This window comes from Microbacterium sp. EF45047, assembly GCF_028472845.1.
Classification (GTDB): Bacteria; Actinomycetota; Actinomycetes; order Actinomycetales; family Microbacteriaceae; genus Microbacterium; species Microbacterium neungamense.
The window spans coordinates 2,159,172-2,173,561 of sequence record NZ_CP069429.1; the positions used below are offsets into that span (position 1 = coordinate 2,159,172).

Sequence of the window (14,390 nt, forward strand, 5' to 3'; positions counted from 1 at the left end):
GGGTTCCTTCCGTCAGCTGCTGCGATCGGCGAGGGTCTCGGCGAATCGCGTGAGGGCTTCGCGCACCGTGCCCTTCGGCAGCGGCTCGAGGGCCGCGATCGCCTCGGCGGTCCAGGTGCGGGCGAGCTCCAAGGTGCGGCGGGTCGCGTCGTGGTCGCGCAGCTCGGCGAGCGGCCCGTCCAGGATGCCGGGGTCTTCACCGCCGGCGATGCGCACGACGCCGTCGTCGATCCGCGCGGCCAGGTCCTGGTCGGCCTCCGCCTCTCCCGCCTTCAGCAGCAGGGAGGGCATGGTGGGCACGCCGGCGCGCAGGTCGGTGCCGGGCACCTTGCCGGTCTCGGCGGGGTCGGCGGACAGGTCGATGACGTCGTCGAGCAGCTGGAAGGCCACGCCGACCTTCTCGCCGTACACCCGCATCGGCTCCTCGTACTCCGCCGGGGCGTTCGAGAAGATCACGCCGCCCTGCGTCGCCGCCGCGATCAGCGAGCCGGTCTTGTCGGCGAGCACCTGGATGTAGAACGCGATCGGGTCGTCGCCCTCCTGCGGGCCGACGGTCTCGTGCATCTGCCCGAGCACGAGCCGTTCGAAGGTGTCGGCCTGCAGCCGGATCGCGCGATCGCCGTAGCGCGACATGATCTGGCTGGCGCGGGAGAAGAGGATGTCGCCGGTGAGGATCGCCACGCTGTTGCCCCACACCGCGTGGGCGGCGGGAACGCCGCGGCGCTTGTCTGCGCCGTCCATGACGTCGTCGTGGTACAGCGAGCCGAGGTGGGTCAGCTCCAGCGCCTTGGCGATGTCGATCACGGGCGGGATGTTGCCCTCGCCGAGCTGGGCGGCGAGCAGCGTCAGGACGGGACGGATGCGCTTGCCGCCGGCCTCGTAGAGGTATCGGCTCGCGGCATCCGCGACCGCGTCGGCGACGCGCAGCTCGTCGGCGAGACCCGACTCAACGAGGTCGAGGCCCTCCTCGATCTCACGGGCGACGCGCCGGGCCGCAGGACCCAGGAAGACGCGGTCGCTGAAGCCGAGTCGGCTCGCCAGTCGCGTGCCCGGGGCTGCGGGGCTCGAAGTCACGCCTCCAGCCTACCCGCGCGGCGGAACCCGCCGCTCACCCCGCCGCGGCGGCATCGTCACATGACGCCGCCGGTGGTCGCGGGGATGCGCCGGCGTCGTCCGGATGAGGTGTCGGCGTCGCCAGGCCCGTGTGCCGGCGTGGTCGCGAGGACGCGAGTCGGCGTCGTCAGGCGAGCGCGTCGACGAGGGGGCGGAACTTCACCCGGGTCTCGAGCAGCTCCGCCTCGGGGTCGCTCCCGGCGACGATCCCGGCGCCCGCGTAGGCGGTCACCGGGAGGGTCTCGGGTCCCGCGCCAGCGGATGCCGCGGCATCGCCGAACTGCGCGCACCGCAGCGCGATCGCCCACTCCCCGTTGCCGGCCGCGTCCACCCAGCCGACCGGCCCCGCGTAGCGGCCGCGATCGAAGGGCTCCAGCCGCCGGATCGCGGCGAGCGCGGCATCCGTCGGCGTACCCGCCACCGCGGCGGTCGGATGCAGCGCGCCGACGAGATCGAGCGCGGAGGCGCCGTCGGACAGCTCGCCCTCCACGTCGGTGGCGAGGTGGAAGAGGTTGGGCAGCTTGAGGGTGAACGGCTGGTCGCTCGCGGCGAGCGCCCGTGTGTGCGGACGGAGCGCCGCGAGCACGCTTTGCACGGCGTACTCGTGCTCGTCGAGGTCCTTCACGCTGGAGGCGAGGGCGGCGGATGCCTCGGTGTCGCCATCGGCGTCGGCGCCGCGGGCGGCGGTGCCGGCGAGCACGCGCGCGGTGACGGTGCGGTCCTGCACGGTGACGAGGGTCTCCGGGCTGGCGCCGATGAGGCCGTCGACGGCGAAGGTCCACGTGTCGGGGTATCCGGTGGCGAGGGCGCGCACCAGGCGGCGCAGGTCGGCATCCGATGGCACGGTGCCGGTGAGGTCGCGGGCCAGGACCACCTTGCTGTACTCGCCCGCGGCGATCTCGACGAGCGCGCGGCGGACGGCATCCTGGTACCCCTGCGGCGTCAGCGCCCCGGGACCGACGCGGCCGGCCCAGTGCGGGCCGTACGGACGCGGGGCGGCGGGCGCCCCGGCATCCGTCGCCTCGTCCGCGGGGCGGATGCGGGTGAGCCAGGTGCGCCCGCGGTGCCGGCCGATGATCGTGGACGGGACGAGCAGGATGCTGTCGGCCGCCGAGTCCTCGTCGAAGGTGAGCGCGCCGAAGGCGACCAGTCCCGTGCCGGGGAGGCGCACCTCGTCGTCGATCTCGGCCGAGCCGGCGAGATCGCGCCACGCCTCGGCGAGGGCGCGCGAACGCGGGCGGTCGGTGCCGGCCGGGACGCGGATGGCGGCGGCGGTCCCGTTCGATGCGGACACGATGCCGTCGCCGCGACGCAGCCAGGCCAGCGGATGCCGCGGGGAGGTGTGCGCCAGCAGGTCCTCGACGGGGTCGATCTCGCGGGTCCGCGCGATCAGGCGGGGGCTGGTCACACCTCCAGCCTATCGAGGCGGAGGTCGGCGAGCCGGTCCAGCCAGTGGTCGCCGGTGGCGTCGTCGAAGGGCGGATGCTGCGCCCGCACCTCCCGTTCGAGCTGGAGCGCCAGCGCCTCCAGACGCCGAACGACATCGGCGGGATAGCCGTAGCGGACGCGGTGCTCCTCCCACTCGTCGCGGTCGTCGACCCAGGTGCCGCGGTCGCCGACCACCCGGACGACGTCGAGGTCCATGTCGATGCCAGTGGCGAGCACGGGGAGGTCGCGGTCCGTCGCTCCGGCGTCGGGGGCTACGGCGTCTGGGGCTCCGGCGGCATCCGTACCCTCCCAGCGGACGTCCCAGCCGATGTCGATGTAGATCCGGGTGCCGCGGGGATGGTCGCGGGTCACCGTGAGAGCGAAGTCGGCGCCCCCGGCATCCGGAGTCCGCGGGATGAGCGTGACGTTCGGGCCCTGCGCCGTGAACGTCGCACCGGGACGCGCGCTGCGCCAGCCGATCGGCTGCCCGACCCAGTCGCCCCAGTCGTCGGCGCCGAGGTACACGCACTCGCCGCGCCAGTGCGGCGAGCCGTCCCACTTGCGCCACTGGAAGACCATCGGGGTTCCGGGGGCGGGGCGCGCGTGGTTCACGGGGCGAGTCTACGGGGGCGACCGGAGGCGGGCCCCGCGTGGGCGGGCTTCGAGCAGGGGCGGGTGCGCGTTGCCGCGGACATGTGCGCCTGCCGCGGACGGATTCCGGATTCCGGGCCGCGGGAACTGCACATCTCCGCGCGAAGCGCACGGCCCGGGGCGTGCCGACCGGCACGGGTGCGGCGACGCGGCCCCGCCTAGACTCGGAGCATGACCTCCCGCGAGCCCAATCGCGCCGATCTCGGCAAGGATCCGTCCCGCGTCAGCGGCATGTTCGACCAGGTGGCGCCCGGGTACGACCGCACGAACACGGCGATGACGCTCGGCAACGACGCGTTGTGGCGTGCGGCGACCACGCGGGCCGTGGCGCCGCGCCGGGGCGAGCGCATCCTGGATCTCGCGGCGGGCACGGCATCCTCCTCCGCCTCCCTCGCCCGCAGCGGCGCCGAGGTGGTCGCCGCCGACTTCTCCCCCGGGATGCTGGCCGAGGGCCGCCGGCGGCACGGGCACCTCCCCAACCTGACGTTCGTCGAGGCGGATGCCATGAACCTGCCCTTCGCGGACGGCGAGTTCGACGCGGTCACGATGTCGTACGGGCTGCGCAACGTCCAGGATCCGAAGAAGGCGCTGCGGGAGCTGTACCGGGTCACCAAACCCGGCGGGCGGATGGTCATCAACGAGTTCTCCACGCCGCCGGGTGCGCTGTTCCGGGCGTTCTTCCGGTTCTACAACGGCCAGGTGCTGCCGCGGATCGCGCGCGTGGCCGGGACGAACGGCGAGGCGTACGACTACCTGAACGAGTCGATCCGGGACTGGCCCGACCAGCGCACCCTCGCCGCCTGGATCCGGGAGGCCGGCTGGATCGACGTCGCCTACCGCAACCTGAGCTTCGGGATCGTCGCCCTGCACCGCGCCCGCAAGCCCCGCTGACCGCCCCTCAGCGCCCCGCCCCTGAGCGCCCCGCCCCTGAGCGTCTATTTGTGCCGTTCTGCTGCTTCCGAGGCCGGGAAGCAGCAGAACGGCACAAACAGACGGGTGGAGACGCGGGGCCCGGGCCCCCGCGGGGCGGGGTCAGCTGGCGGCGAGGCGCTTCTTCTCGGCCTCGACGTCGAAGTCGGCGGCGGGCCACTGCGGGTCGATGTCCTCCAGCGCGGCGATGAGCAGCTCCTGCACCGCCAGGCGCGCGTACCACTTGTGATCGGCCGGCACGACATACCACGGCGCGGTCTCGGATGCCGTGCGATCGAACACCGTCTGATACGCGGCCATGTAGTCGTCCCACCGCATCCGCTCGTCCACGTCGCCCGGGTTGTACTTCCAGTGCTTGTCCGGGCGCTCGAGCCGCTCCATCAGCCGCGCCTTCTGCTCGTCGCGCGAGATGTGCAGCATGACCTTCACGATGCGGGTGCCGGATGCCGCGATGCGCTGCTCGAACTCGGCGATCGCACCGTAGCGGCGCTCGATCTCGGCGGCGTCCGCGAGCCCGCGCACCCGGACGATCAGGACGTCCTCGTAATGGGAGCGGTCGAACACGCCGATCATCCCCGGCTCGGGGAGGCGCTTCTCGACGCGCCAGAGGAAGTCGTGCGCGCGCTCGTCCTCGGTCGGCGCCTTGAACGCGGCCAGAGCGACGCCCTGCGGGTCGACGCCGCCCATCACGTGACGCAGGATGCCGCCCTTGCCGGCGGTGTCCATGGCCTGCAGCACGAGCAGCACGGCGTCGCGCGCCTCCCCGCCCCGGCTGGCCGCGTAGAGCCGCTCCTGCAGTTCGCTGAGGACGTCGCCGCGCAGAGCGAGGTCCTTCTTGCCCGCCGCCTTGCCGCGGTCGTAGCCGGGCGTCGCCGCGGGATCGACATCGTCCAGCCGGAAGCCGTCACCGACCCGGAGCAGCTCCCCGGTCGGCCATCGCTGCGTCGTCATGTGCCCATCATCCACGACGCGGCGGCAGCGCGCCTCCGCCGATTCGGATCGATGCGGGGACGGATGCTGGGACGGATGCGGCGGGCGGATGCGGCGATGTCCGAGACCCCCGTCACACTGGGGACATGGACATCGTTCTCGTCGTCATCGCCATCGTCGCCGCCGCGCTCGCCGGCGCGCTGGGCTTCGTGCTCGGCCGTCAGCGCGGGCAGGCCTCCGGCACGGCCGAGCAGGCCGAGCTGGTCGCGGCGCGCCTGCAGATCGACGGCCTCCGCCGGGACGTGGAGGCGGCGCGCGCCGAGACCTCGGGGCGCGTGGAGGAGGAGCGCCGCCTGGGCGCGCAGCGCGTGGCGGAGGCGCGGGAGCTCGCCGAGGCGGCGCTGGCCGAGGTCCGGCGGGATGCGGCGCAGCGGATGCAGGACGAGCGCGCCGCCCACGAGCGCCGCCTCGCCGAGGTCCGCGCCGAGGCGGAGAAGGACGTGCTTGAGGAGCGCCGGCGCGCCGAGCAGCGGATCGAGGAGCTGCGCGCGGACACCAAGCGGCTCGCGGACGAGTTCGAGGCGCTCAGCAAGCGGGCGCTGGATGCCAATGCGAAGACGTTCCTGGCGCAGGCGGAGGAGCGGCTCAAGCGCAGCCAGAGCGAGGGCGCCGCAGAGCTGCGGCGTCGGCAGGAGGCGGTGGAGAAGCTCATCGAGCCGATCCAGAAGACGCTCGACACCGTCAAGAGCGAGATGACCTCGGCCGAGAAGGCCCGCGCGGAGGCGAACGCCGCCCTCACCGAGCAGCTGCAGTTCATGCGGCAGTCTTCCGAGGCGCTCGGTTCGGAGACCCGCAACCTCGTGAACGCCCTCCGGGCCCCGCAGGTGCGCGGCCGATGGGGCGAGCTGCAGCTGCGCCGCGTGGTCGAGGCGGCCGGGATGCTGAACCACGTCGATTTCGCCGAGCAGGAGCACCACCGCACCGACGAGGGTGCGCTGCGCCCCGACCTCGTGATCCACCTCGCCGGCGACAAGCGCGTCGTGGTGGATTCGAAGGTCGCCTTCAACGGATACCTGGAGGCGATGGAGGCGACCGACGAGACCGTGCGGATGCAGCGGCTGCAGGCGCACGCCCGTCACCTGAAGAAGCACATCGATGACCTCGGCACCAAGGAGTACTGGGACGCCGTGGCCGGCTCGCCCGAGTTCGTCGTGATGTTCGTGCCGGCCGAGCCGTTCCTCACCGCGGCGCTCGACCAGGACGCCACCCTCTACGAGTACGCGTTCGAGCGCAATGTCGTGATCGCGACCCCGTCGACGCTGGTGGCGCTGCTGCGCACCGTCGGCCACGCCTGGCGGCAGGAGCAGCTGGCGCAGGAGGCGCACCAGATCTTCACGGTCGGCAAGGAACTGCACAAGCGGCTGGGGACGCTCGGTCAGCACCTGGCGACGCTCGGTAAGCGGCTGAACTCCACCGTGGAGGCGTACAACAGGTTCGCCGGCTCCCTCGACCGCAACGTCGTCACCCAGGCGCGCCGGTTCAGCGCCCTGCAGGGTCTGGAGGATGTGCTCACCGAGACCGACCCGATCGAGACGCTCGCGATCGCGCCGCAGAAGGCCGACCTCTACCTCACCGAAGGCCGGGAGAAGCTCACGGCGGAGACGGAGGGCCTCGCGACGGAGACCGAGTCCCTCGAGGCGCCGGTCCGGTACGCGAGCGCGGACATCAAGGAGATCACCGAGCGGCTGCGGTGACGACGGACCGACGCCCGGCTACCGGGGCAGCGGCACTTCGATGATCTGCGTGCCACCGGTCGGGGTCGTCAGGGCCTGGTCCAGGGCGGATCGCGTGGTCACCCGGACGTACTCCCAGCCGTACGCGGCGGCCAGCTCCTCCAGGCGGACGGTCTGCGGCGTGTAGAAGACCCGGTCCAGGTCCTCCGCGGCGGCGGATCCGGCGACCTCGAGCCCGTCGAAGATCGTGCCGCCGCCGTCGTTGCCGACGATCAGCTGCAGCCGGGGACGCGGTTCGTCGGCGGGCAGCATCAGGGCGCCCACGTCGTGCAGGAACGCGAGGTCGCCGAGCAGCACGCGGGTGACGCCCGGCGCTCCGCCGGCCTGGCTGGCGACGGCGATGCCGGTCGCCGTCGCGATCGTCCCGTCGATGCCGGCGAGCCCGCGGTTGGCGTGCACCGGCACCTTCTTCCCGCCGAGCACCTGGTCCGCCACCCGCACCAGGCGGGAGGAGCCGAACACCAGCCGGTCATGCGGCCAGGTCGCACGCCACACCGCATCCGCCACGAGCTCCCGGTCGAGAGGACGGCGCACCACGTCGAGTTCGGCGCGCACCGCGTCCAGGCGGGCCGCGCGGTCCTCGGAGGACAGCCCCTCCTGATCCGGTGCGGGCGGGCTGAGGTCGACGGATGCCGCGGCGGATGCGGCCATCCACGCTCCGAGCCACTCCCGGTCGGTCTCCCCCGGCGCGACCGTGACCGCCTGGACAGCCGTCGTGCGGCCGTTCAGGTTCAGTGCCTCCCCGCCCGAGCGGACGGCGACGACGTCCACGTCGCGCCGTGCGAGCAGGGCGGCGACCTCCCGGCTGAGCGTCGGATGCCCGAGCACCACCGCGCGCTCGATCCGTCCGCCGAGCTGCTCGTCGCGCAGCAGCATCCGATAGCCGTGCACGAGCAGCCGGCCGAACCGCGCGCCGCTGACGATCTCGGCGATCAGCGGCCAGCCGCCGGCGAAGGCGATCGCCTCGGCATCCGGCCCGGCATCCGCCCCCGCGATCACCACGGTCCGCGGGCCGCGCTCCAGCGTCGTGGGCGCCGGCTCCGGGCGCCGCGGCGCCTCACCGGACGCGACCGAGACCTCCACCGGGCCGGACAGCGGCTCCCGGCACGGGAGGTTCAGGTGCACGGGCCCCGCCACGCCCGCGATGCCCTGCCCCTCGTTCCCGACCGCGGCGGCCACCGCACGCGCCCCGAGCCCGCGCCACGAGCCGTCCCCCGGTACCGGCGCGTCATGCCCCCAGCGGACGAACGAGGCGAACAGGCCCGGCTGCACGGTCGCCTGGTTGGCGCCGACGCCGCGCAGCTCCGGGGGGCGGTCCGCGGTGAGCAGCAGCAGCGGGACGCCGGCGTGGAACGCCTCCATGGCGGCGGGGAGGAGGTTGCCGGCGGCGGTCCCCGAAGTGCACATGACGGCCACCGGAACCCGCGTCTCCCGGGCGATGCCCAGGGCGGTGAACCCGGCGACCCGTTCGTCGACGCGCACGTGCACGCGCAGCGCACCGGCACGGCTCAGCGCCGTCGCGGCGAGGGCGAGCGCCTGCGACCGGGATCCGGGCGCGATCACCACGTCCCGCACGCCGTGCGCCACGAGCTCGGCGAGGAGGGCGACGGCCTCCGCGCTCGCGGGGGAATCCGTCACGAGCGAGGGTCCGGGCCGTCGGACTCGTCCTCGAGGCGGGCGAGCTCCTCCTCCAGGCGCCGGATGCGCTCGTCCTGCTCCGTGCGGTTGAGGCCGCGGAGGAACTCCGGGTCGTCATCCGGCGCGATCAGCGGAGAGCCTCCGCCGTCCGCGCGCCGGCGACCGAGCGCGAACCACAGGATGCCGCCAAGCACCGGGATCAGCACCACGATGGCCACCCAGACGCCCTTCGAGACGCCGCGGTGCCGCGCCGCCGGCTGCACAGCGCAGTCGACGATGCTGAAGATCCAGAACGCGGCGGCCAGGAACCCGCCGACGATCAGCACTCGGGCCATGCTTCCAGTCTAGATCCGCGTGCGGGCGCGGGATCCGCGGGACCGCGCCCGGGTGTCCTTGTGGGCTCCTCTGGTCTCGCGTCCGAATGCGTGATCAGAACGGGATGCCGCGGGGCGGTATCGGATCGCACCTTTACGCTGAACGCATGCCGGAGTTCAGCGACTACGTCGTCTACGTCGACGAGAGTGGCGACCATGGCCTGGAGCAGATCAACCCGGACTACCCGGTGTTCGTACTCGCGTTCTGCATCTTCCATGTGCCGACATACGTCGGCCAGATCGTGCCGGAAGTACAACGTCTGAAGTTCAGGTACTTCGGCCACGACATGGTGATCCTTCATGAGATGGATATCCGCAAGGCCAGACCTCCTTTCCATATCCTCAGGGACCCAGGGGTTCGCGCCGCCTTCATGTCCGACCTCAACGCCCTGCTCACCCAGTCGCCGTTCATCGTGACGGCGAGTGTGATTCTGAAGGAGCCCTACAAAGCCAGGCGAGGTGTCGCGAACAACCCGTATCACGTCGCTCTCGAGTTCGGGCTTGAGCGCGTCTTCATGGAACTGCAGAGCCGCGGACAACGCGGAAGGGTGACGCGGGTGATCTTCGAGAGCCGTGGACGGAAAGAGGATGACGAGCTTGAGCTCGAATTCCGAAGGTTGATGGCTCGAACGCAGATGCAGGGCATGGCGCAGAGCCTCGACTTCCTCTGCGTGAGCAAGCAATCGAACAGCTCCGGCTTGCAAGTGGCGGATATGGTCGCGCGCCCGGTCGGGCTCCATGTCCTTCGACCGGATCAGCCCAACCGTGCGTGGGACATCATCGAACCGAAGCTGCGTCGATCAGCGTCCGGAAGCATCAACGGGTACGGACTGAAGATCCACTCATAAAGCGAAAGGCCCCCGGGTTACCGGAGGCCAGGCGCCGATCGGGAATGCCCAATCCACTTGCTGTAACACTACGCGACGGCCGGCTGTTCCACCACATGCCCTCGTGTCAGGGTGCCTGCCCACCTTACGCCGTACGTCAGACACGGCCCGGATTGATGTGCCGCGGCGCCGCCCGGCCGCCGCCCTTCCACGCGACGTGAGGGCGGGAGTCTTCGACGCGACGGCGGGAGTCGAACCCGCTGCACCATCAGGTATGAGCTGTGGCCCGGGACCACCCGGATCGCCGCGATGCACCGACGCTACCTCGGACCTCCCCCATCGGCGCCCGCAGGTTGCCGGAGATGACGAACCGCGACGCCGGATGACAGCGCCGGGCATGCCGCCTCGAGTGCCGGCACCCAGCGGAGCCCTAACCGGCCGAACCTAGACTTGCAGGGTGAAGAACCTCCTCCTCTACACGGTGCTGCGACTGCTGGCCTTCCTCGTCCCGCTCGCCATCCTGTGGTTCTTCTTCCCGATCTTCCGCGAGTACTGGTGGCTCGCGGCGCTGTTCGCCGCGCTGATCGGGATGAGCATCTCGCTGCTGTTCCTGCGCGCCCCGCTCTCCAACGCCTCCCGCGACCTGCACGCCCGGCGCGCCGCCCGCCGTGAGCGGCTCACGGACGAGGACGTCGAGGACGGCGGCACCACGAGCGCCTGAGCGGCGGCATCCGCCTCGAGGCTCGCGGCCGCGCGACACCGCGACGCCGGCCCCGAACTGGGCGCACCGCGACGAACGCCTGCCCCGGCCGTCAGAACGTCTCGACCGCGAGCAGGATGTCGTCGTGCGTCTTCGCGAAGCGCAGCGACGCCGTGTCCTCAGCGGCGCGGATCTCCGCGGCGATGTCGGCCAGCCGCCCGGCGACGGCGAGGGCGCCGAACCGTTCGATGGGATGCGCGTCCAGCAGCTGGAACCCACGCGTGCCTCCGTCGGAGGCCGCGACGATCGCCGCCAGCTCGTCCACCCGGCTCCGCCCGGTGAGCGCGTGCCCGGCCGCACGCGGATCGGTGTGGCAGCACCAGAACCCGCCGTCGCGGTTGCGCGTCTCGTCGAGTGCGGCGAGCCGCGCCGCGGCGACCTCCTCCTCGGCCGGCTCCCCGCCTGCCGCTCCCTCTCGGAGCAGTTCGGATGCCCGCCGCTCGACCGCCGCGTCGATCCGGTCGTCCGTGACCTCGCGCACCGCGCCGTCGCGGCCGACGAGCACGATCGACGCGTCGCAGAGCACCAGGTGCTCCACCTCCTCGTCGTCGATCCGCCAGGCGGCCACGGTCGCACTCGGCGATCCGGCCCCGAGATCGCACGTGTGCGCGTGCGACGCCCTGACCCGCTCGATCGCCGCAGCGAGCGCCGCCGGCATCGCGACGGCGCGGTTCTCCAACCCCTCCCGGAACGCCTCGGCCAGACACCGCGCGTACCAGGCGACCGCGTGCCGGCATCCGCTCCGCATCGACGTCGGCAGGCCGGCCCCGTCCACCACGACCGCGATGCCGTCGCCCACGGCGAGCGCGTCCTCACTCTCCCGCCCGGCGACGGCGGGCAGGGAGTAGGACGAGAACATCAGCCGACCAGCGCCCAGTACACGAAACCGGCGTAGCCGAGCGCGGTCAGCGAGGTGAGGCCCAGCGCGATCACCAGCTCACGCGGCTGCCGATACGTCCACACGATGAGGATCGCCGGCAGCCCCGCCAGGAGCGCCAGCGGCGCCAGCCACGCGATCGGGTACAGCACGGCGATCCACGCGGCCAGCCCGAACGGGATGAGCACGAAGAGCGTGAACAGCACCTGCGTGGCCCGCCGGCCGATCAGCACCGTGAGCGTGCGCTTGCCCGCCGCGCGGTCCTGGTCGATGTCGCGCAGGTTGTTCGCCAGCAGGACCGCGCACGCGAACAGACCGGCCGACACCGCGCCGAGCCACGCCTCCAGCGGCAGCTGGAACGCCTGCACCCAGGTGGTGCCGAGCGTGGCGACGAGCCCGAAGAACACGAAGACGAACACCTCGCCCAGCGCGTTGTAGCCGTACGGCCGCTTCCCCCCGGTGTAGAACCACGCCGCCACGATGCAGGCGGCCCCCACGGCCAGCATCCACCACTGCTGTGTGCGGATCACGATCGCAAGACCCGCCACGGCGGCGAGCGCGAAGAACACGAGGGCGACGACGAGGACCCGCTTCGCCGGCACCCGGCCGGATGCGGTCAGCCGCGCCGGCCCGACACGGTGCGCATCGGTGCCGCGGATGCCGTCGCTGTAGTCGTTCGCGAAGTTGACGCCGATCTGCAGCAGCACCGACACCGCCAGGCACGCCAGCGCGATCACCCAGTGCAGTTCCCGGTCGGCGACCTGCGCGGCTCCGCTGCCGAGGACGACGGGTGCGACGGCGAGCGGAAGGGTGCGCAGCCGCGCCGCGCCGATCCAGTCCCTCGCGGTGACCGGGTCCACGGTCGCGGCCGGGCGCTTCGCGGGGTTGCCCACCGGCCGCCGGCGGGCGGCGCTCCGCGGAGCCTGTCGCTTCGACTTCTTCTGCTTCGAGGTTCCTGCCACGCAGGCATCCTAGCGAGGCCGCCCATGCGCGGCCGCCGGGTGCCGAGGCGCGGATCCGGCCCGCGCGTCACCCCGCGAGTCGGCCGCCCGGGTTCACTCGGCCGTGACGATCGGCCGGTGCTCGTAGAACGTCTGCAGCACGACCGTCGTGCGGGTGCTCACGTTCGCGGCCAGGCGGATGTCGCGGACCAGCTGCTCCAGCGCGCGGGGCGAGGAGACGCGGACGAACAGCATGTAGCTCGCGTCGCCGGCGATGGAGTGGCACGCCTCGATGGCGGTCAGGTGCTCCAGGAGTTCTGGGGCGTTGTCCGGCTGGGCCGGATCGAGCGGGGTGATCTCGATGAACGCCGACAGCGGCGCGCCCACCTGCTCGGGGTCCAGCACGGCCCGATACCCGGTGATGACGCCGCGGGTCTCCAGTCTCCGCAGCCGCGACTGCACCGCGGAGGTCGACAGCCCGACCGCTTCGGACAGCTGCCCGAGGGTGGCACGGCCGTCGCGGGAGATCGCGGCGAGGATGGCCCGGTCGACAGAATCGTCCATACGTGGAATAATACCTGTCAGAACCGGTATTCGCCGGAAATATTCCGCTCTACCTCACGATTGGAGGTTCCGATGTCCACTCTTTCCGCCCACAGCACCGCTGTTCAGGCCATCATCGGCGAACCCGAGGTCGTCGAGGATGCCCGCACCGCCGAGACCAGCGAGGCCTGGAAGCTGCTCAAGGAGGCGGCGATCGCCATCCGCCCGCTGCAGATCAAGGACGGTTCGATCCCGGAGACCGCCGACCACGACGCCGCGCGTCAGCACGTCGCCGCGATCATCGCCGGCATCCGCGCCCTCACCCCGGCGTTCCCGCACGACGCGGAGTACCTCGAGGCGGTCGTCAAGGACTTCCAGCGCTGGGCCGACGAGGGCTTCGGCGTGCCGGACTTCTACGACTCGCTCGTGGCTTTCCAGCCGCAGCAGCACCGCGTCGACGGCATCCGCCACCTCGTCGTGTTCCCGATGTACACCCAGAACGGCTCCAGCGACCGCCTCGTCGAGGCGCTGATCGTCGAGACCATCTGGCCGGAGTTCATCGGCGAGCTCGAGGCGGGCGACTACGGCAACAAGCTGTTCGTCTCCCTGCGCCTGGTGGACTTCACGCCCGGCTACGACACCAACTCGGCCGTGCTGTTCCCCGAGACCGTCGCGATGCGCGAGATCCCGGCCTTCACCTGGGGCGCGATCTTCCAGGACCGCGAGGCGGCCCGCTACCGCCGCGTCGTCCGCGCGGCATCCGAGATCACCAAGCTCGACCTCCCCGAGGACGCGGCGCGGATGCTCGACGACCAGTCGCTCACGGAGAAGACCTTCGTGATGTGGGACATCATCCACGACCGTACCCACATGCGCGGCGACCTGCCCTTCGACCCGTTCATGATCAAGCAGCGGATGCCGTTCTTCCTGTACTCGCTGGAGGAGCTGCGCTGCGACCTGACCGCGTTCCGCGAGTCGGTGAAGATCCAGCGGGCCCTGAAGGCGCGGGTGGCCGAGGGTGAGGAGCTGCCGGCCGCCGAGCAGGAGATGCTCCAGCACGCCGGACTCGTGCAGTACGCGGTGATCTTCGACCGGATCTTCCGGTTCGCGATCACCGGCTCGCGGGTGCGCAACTACGACGGGCTCGGCGGCCAGCTGCTGTTCGCGTGGCTGCACCAGCGCGGCGTGCTGCACTGGACCGACACCCAGCTCGCCTTCGACTGGGAGGGCGTGCCGGACGCGGTCGTCGCGCTCGGCGACGCCATCGACGAGCTCTACTGGCGCTCGATCGACCGTCCCAAGACCGCGCACTGGCTGGCGGCGTACGAGCTGATCCGCAGCGTGCTCACCCCGCACCCGGCATCCGTCTGGGCTCGCGGTCTGAGCGACGAGATCCTCGCCGGCCCGCCGAAGGGCTACACCGACGCCGTGCTGGACGACGAGTTCCCGCTGTCGATGTTCTTCGAGGCCCTCGACAAGAAGATGAAGCCGGTCATCGAGTCGACCGTCGGCATCCGCGGAACCGACGACTGACGACCGGAGCGTCCCGCCGAGCGCGTCCCGATCCGTCGGCCACTCCTCGCGA

At 72.0% G+C, this 14,390-nt stretch carries 14 protein-coding genes; 5 read left to right on the forward strand and 9 right to left on the reverse strand.

Features of this window, described 5'->3' with window-relative positions:
• Positions 1-12 precede the first annotated feature (12 nt).
• The 3 genes from JRG78_RS10590 to JRG78_RS10600 all read right to left on the reverse strand — a co-directional run bounded on the left by JRG78_RS10590 (position 13) and on the right by JRG78_RS10600 (position 3,153).
• On the reverse strand, positions 13-1,074 hold the full coding sequence (locus JRG78_RS10590) for a polyprenyl synthetase family protein (protein ID WP_259606628.1): 1,062 nt from the start codon (positions 1,072-1,074) through the stop codon (positions 13-15).
• Positions 1,075-1,240: 166 nt separating this feature from the next.
• A complete protein-coding gene (locus tag JRG78_RS10595) occupies positions 1,241-2,521 on the reverse strand; it encodes an isochorismate synthase (protein WP_259606629.1) in 1,281 nt (426 codons plus the stop codon).
• Complete coding sequence (locus JRG78_RS10600) at positions 2,518-3,153, reverse strand: hypothetical protein (protein WP_259606630.1); 636 nt, start codon at positions 3,151-3,153, stop codon at positions 2,518-2,520. The genes JRG78_RS10595 and JRG78_RS10600 overlap by 4 nt, the downstream gene beginning before the upstream one ends.
• Positions 3,154-3,363: 210 nt before the next feature.
• Here JRG78_RS10600 and ubiE point away from each other — a divergent pair, with 210 nt between their 5' ends.
• Positions 3,364-4,083 (forward strand): bifunctional demethylmenaquinone methyltransferase/2-methoxy-6-polyprenyl-1,4-benzoquinol methylase UbiE, encoded by a 720-nt coding sequence (gene ubiE / locus JRG78_RS10605; protein WP_259606631.1) that lies wholly within the window; start codon positions 3,364-3,366, stop codon positions 4,081-4,083.
• A gap of 141 nt (positions 4,084-4,224) precedes the next feature.
• On the opposite strand, the gene JRG78_RS10610 is transcribed toward ubiE, so the two are convergent.
• Positions 4,225-5,073, reverse strand: coding sequence for a polyphosphate kinase 2 family protein (locus JRG78_RS10610; protein WP_259606632.1), 849 nt, complete (start codon positions 5,071-5,073; stop codon positions 4,225-4,227).
• Positions 5,074-5,198: 125 nt separating this feature from the next.
• Here JRG78_RS10610 and rmuC point away from each other — a divergent pair, with 125 nt between their 5' ends.
• Positions 5,199-6,806, forward strand: a complete 1,608-nt coding sequence (gene rmuC, locus JRG78_RS10615) for a DNA recombination protein RmuC (protein WP_259606633.1) — start codon at positions 5,199-5,201, stop codon at positions 6,804-6,806.
• Between the two features lie 18 nt (positions 6,807-6,824).
• Here rmuC and menD read toward each other — a convergent pair whose 3' ends face one another.
• Positions 6,825-8,483, reverse strand: a complete 1,659-nt coding sequence (menD, locus tag JRG78_RS10620; protein WP_259606634.1) for a 2-succinyl-5-enolpyruvyl-6-hydroxy-3-cyclohexene-1-carboxylic-acid synthase — start codon at positions 8,481-8,483, stop codon at positions 6,825-6,827.
• A complete protein-coding gene (locus tag JRG78_RS10625) occupies positions 8,480-8,818 on the reverse strand; it encodes a PLD nuclease N-terminal domain-containing protein (protein WP_259606635.1) in 339 nt (112 codons plus the stop codon). Before JRG78_RS10625 ends, menD begins: the two co-directional genes overlap by 4 nt.
• Positions 8,819-8,964: 146 nt before the next feature.
• Between JRG78_RS10625 and JRG78_RS10630 the strand changes: the two genes are divergently transcribed.
• Both JRG78_RS10630 and JRG78_RS10635 read left to right on the forward strand, forming a co-directional pair.
• A complete protein-coding gene (locus JRG78_RS10630) occupies positions 8,965-9,705 on the forward strand; it encodes a DUF3800 domain-containing protein (RefSeq protein WP_259606636.1) in 741 nt (246 codons plus the stop codon).
• 436 nt (positions 9,706-10,141) lie between these two features.
• Positions 10,142-10,405 (forward strand): DUF4229 domain-containing protein, encoded by a 264-nt coding sequence (locus tag JRG78_RS10635; protein WP_259606637.1) that lies wholly within the window; start codon positions 10,142-10,144, stop codon positions 10,403-10,405.
• 91 nt (positions 10,406-10,496) lie between these two features.
• On the opposite strand, the gene JRG78_RS10640 is transcribed toward JRG78_RS10635, so the two are convergent.
• From JRG78_RS10640 to JRG78_RS10650, 3 genes are all read right to left on the reverse strand, one after another.
• Positions 10,497-11,303, reverse strand: a complete 807-nt coding sequence (locus tag JRG78_RS10640; protein WP_259606638.1) for a protein phosphatase 2C domain-containing protein — start codon at positions 11,301-11,303, stop codon at positions 10,497-10,499.
• On the reverse strand, positions 11,303-12,283 hold the full coding sequence (locus JRG78_RS10645) for a 1,4-dihydroxy-2-naphthoate polyprenyltransferase (RefSeq protein WP_259606639.1): 981 nt from the start codon (positions 12,281-12,283) through the stop codon (positions 11,303-11,305). The genes JRG78_RS10640 and JRG78_RS10645 overlap by 1 nt, the downstream gene beginning before the upstream one ends.
• A gap of 93 nt (positions 12,284-12,376) precedes the next feature.
• On the reverse strand, positions 12,377-12,826 hold the full coding sequence (locus tag JRG78_RS10650; protein WP_259606640.1) for an Lrp/AsnC family transcriptional regulator: 450 nt from the start codon (positions 12,824-12,826) through the stop codon (positions 12,377-12,379).
• Between the two features lie 72 nt (positions 12,827-12,898).
• On the opposite strand from JRG78_RS10650, the gene JRG78_RS10655 reads away from it, so the two are divergent.
• On the forward strand, positions 12,899-14,338 hold the full coding sequence (locus JRG78_RS10655; protein ID WP_259606641.1) for a DUF6421 family protein: 1,440 nt from the start codon (positions 12,899-12,901) through the stop codon (positions 14,336-14,338).
• Positions 14,339-14,390 lie beyond the last annotated feature (52 nt).

What these genes read in the sequence shown, in the direction of transcription:
- JRG78_RS10640 (WP_259606638.1), bottom strand. Translation starts at nt 11,303, where the DNA reads ATGTTCTCGTCCTACTCCCTGCCCGCCGTCGCCGGGCGGGAGAGTGAG.
- JRG78_RS10630 (WP_259606636.1), top strand. Translation starts at nt 8,965, where the DNA reads ATGCCGGAGTTCAGCGACTACGTCGTCTACGTCGACGAGAGTGGCGAC.
- JRG78_RS10610 (WP_259606632.1), bottom strand. Translation starts at nt 5,073, where the DNA reads ATGACGACGCAGCGATGGCCGACCGGGGAGCTGCTCCGGGTCGGTGAC.
- rmuC (WP_259606633.1), top strand. Translation starts at nt 5,199, where the DNA reads ATGGACATCGTTCTCGTCGTCATCGCCATCGTCGCCGCCGCGCTCGCC.
- ubiE (WP_259606631.1), top strand. Translation starts at nt 3,364, where the DNA reads ATGACCTCCCGCGAGCCCAATCGCGCCGATCTCGGCAAGGATCCGTCC.
- JRG78_RS10655 (WP_259606641.1), top strand. Translation starts at nt 12,899, where the DNA reads ATGTCCACTCTTTCCGCCCACAGCACCGCTGTTCAGGCCATCATCGGC.
- JRG78_RS10650 (WP_259606640.1), bottom strand. Translation starts at nt 12,826, where the DNA reads ATGGACGATTCTGTCGACCGGGCCATCCTCGCCGCGATCTCCCGCGAC.
- JRG78_RS10625 (WP_259606635.1), bottom strand. Translation starts at nt 8,818, where the DNA reads ATGGCCCGAGTGCTGATCGTCGGCGGGTTCCTGGCCGCCGCGTTCTGG.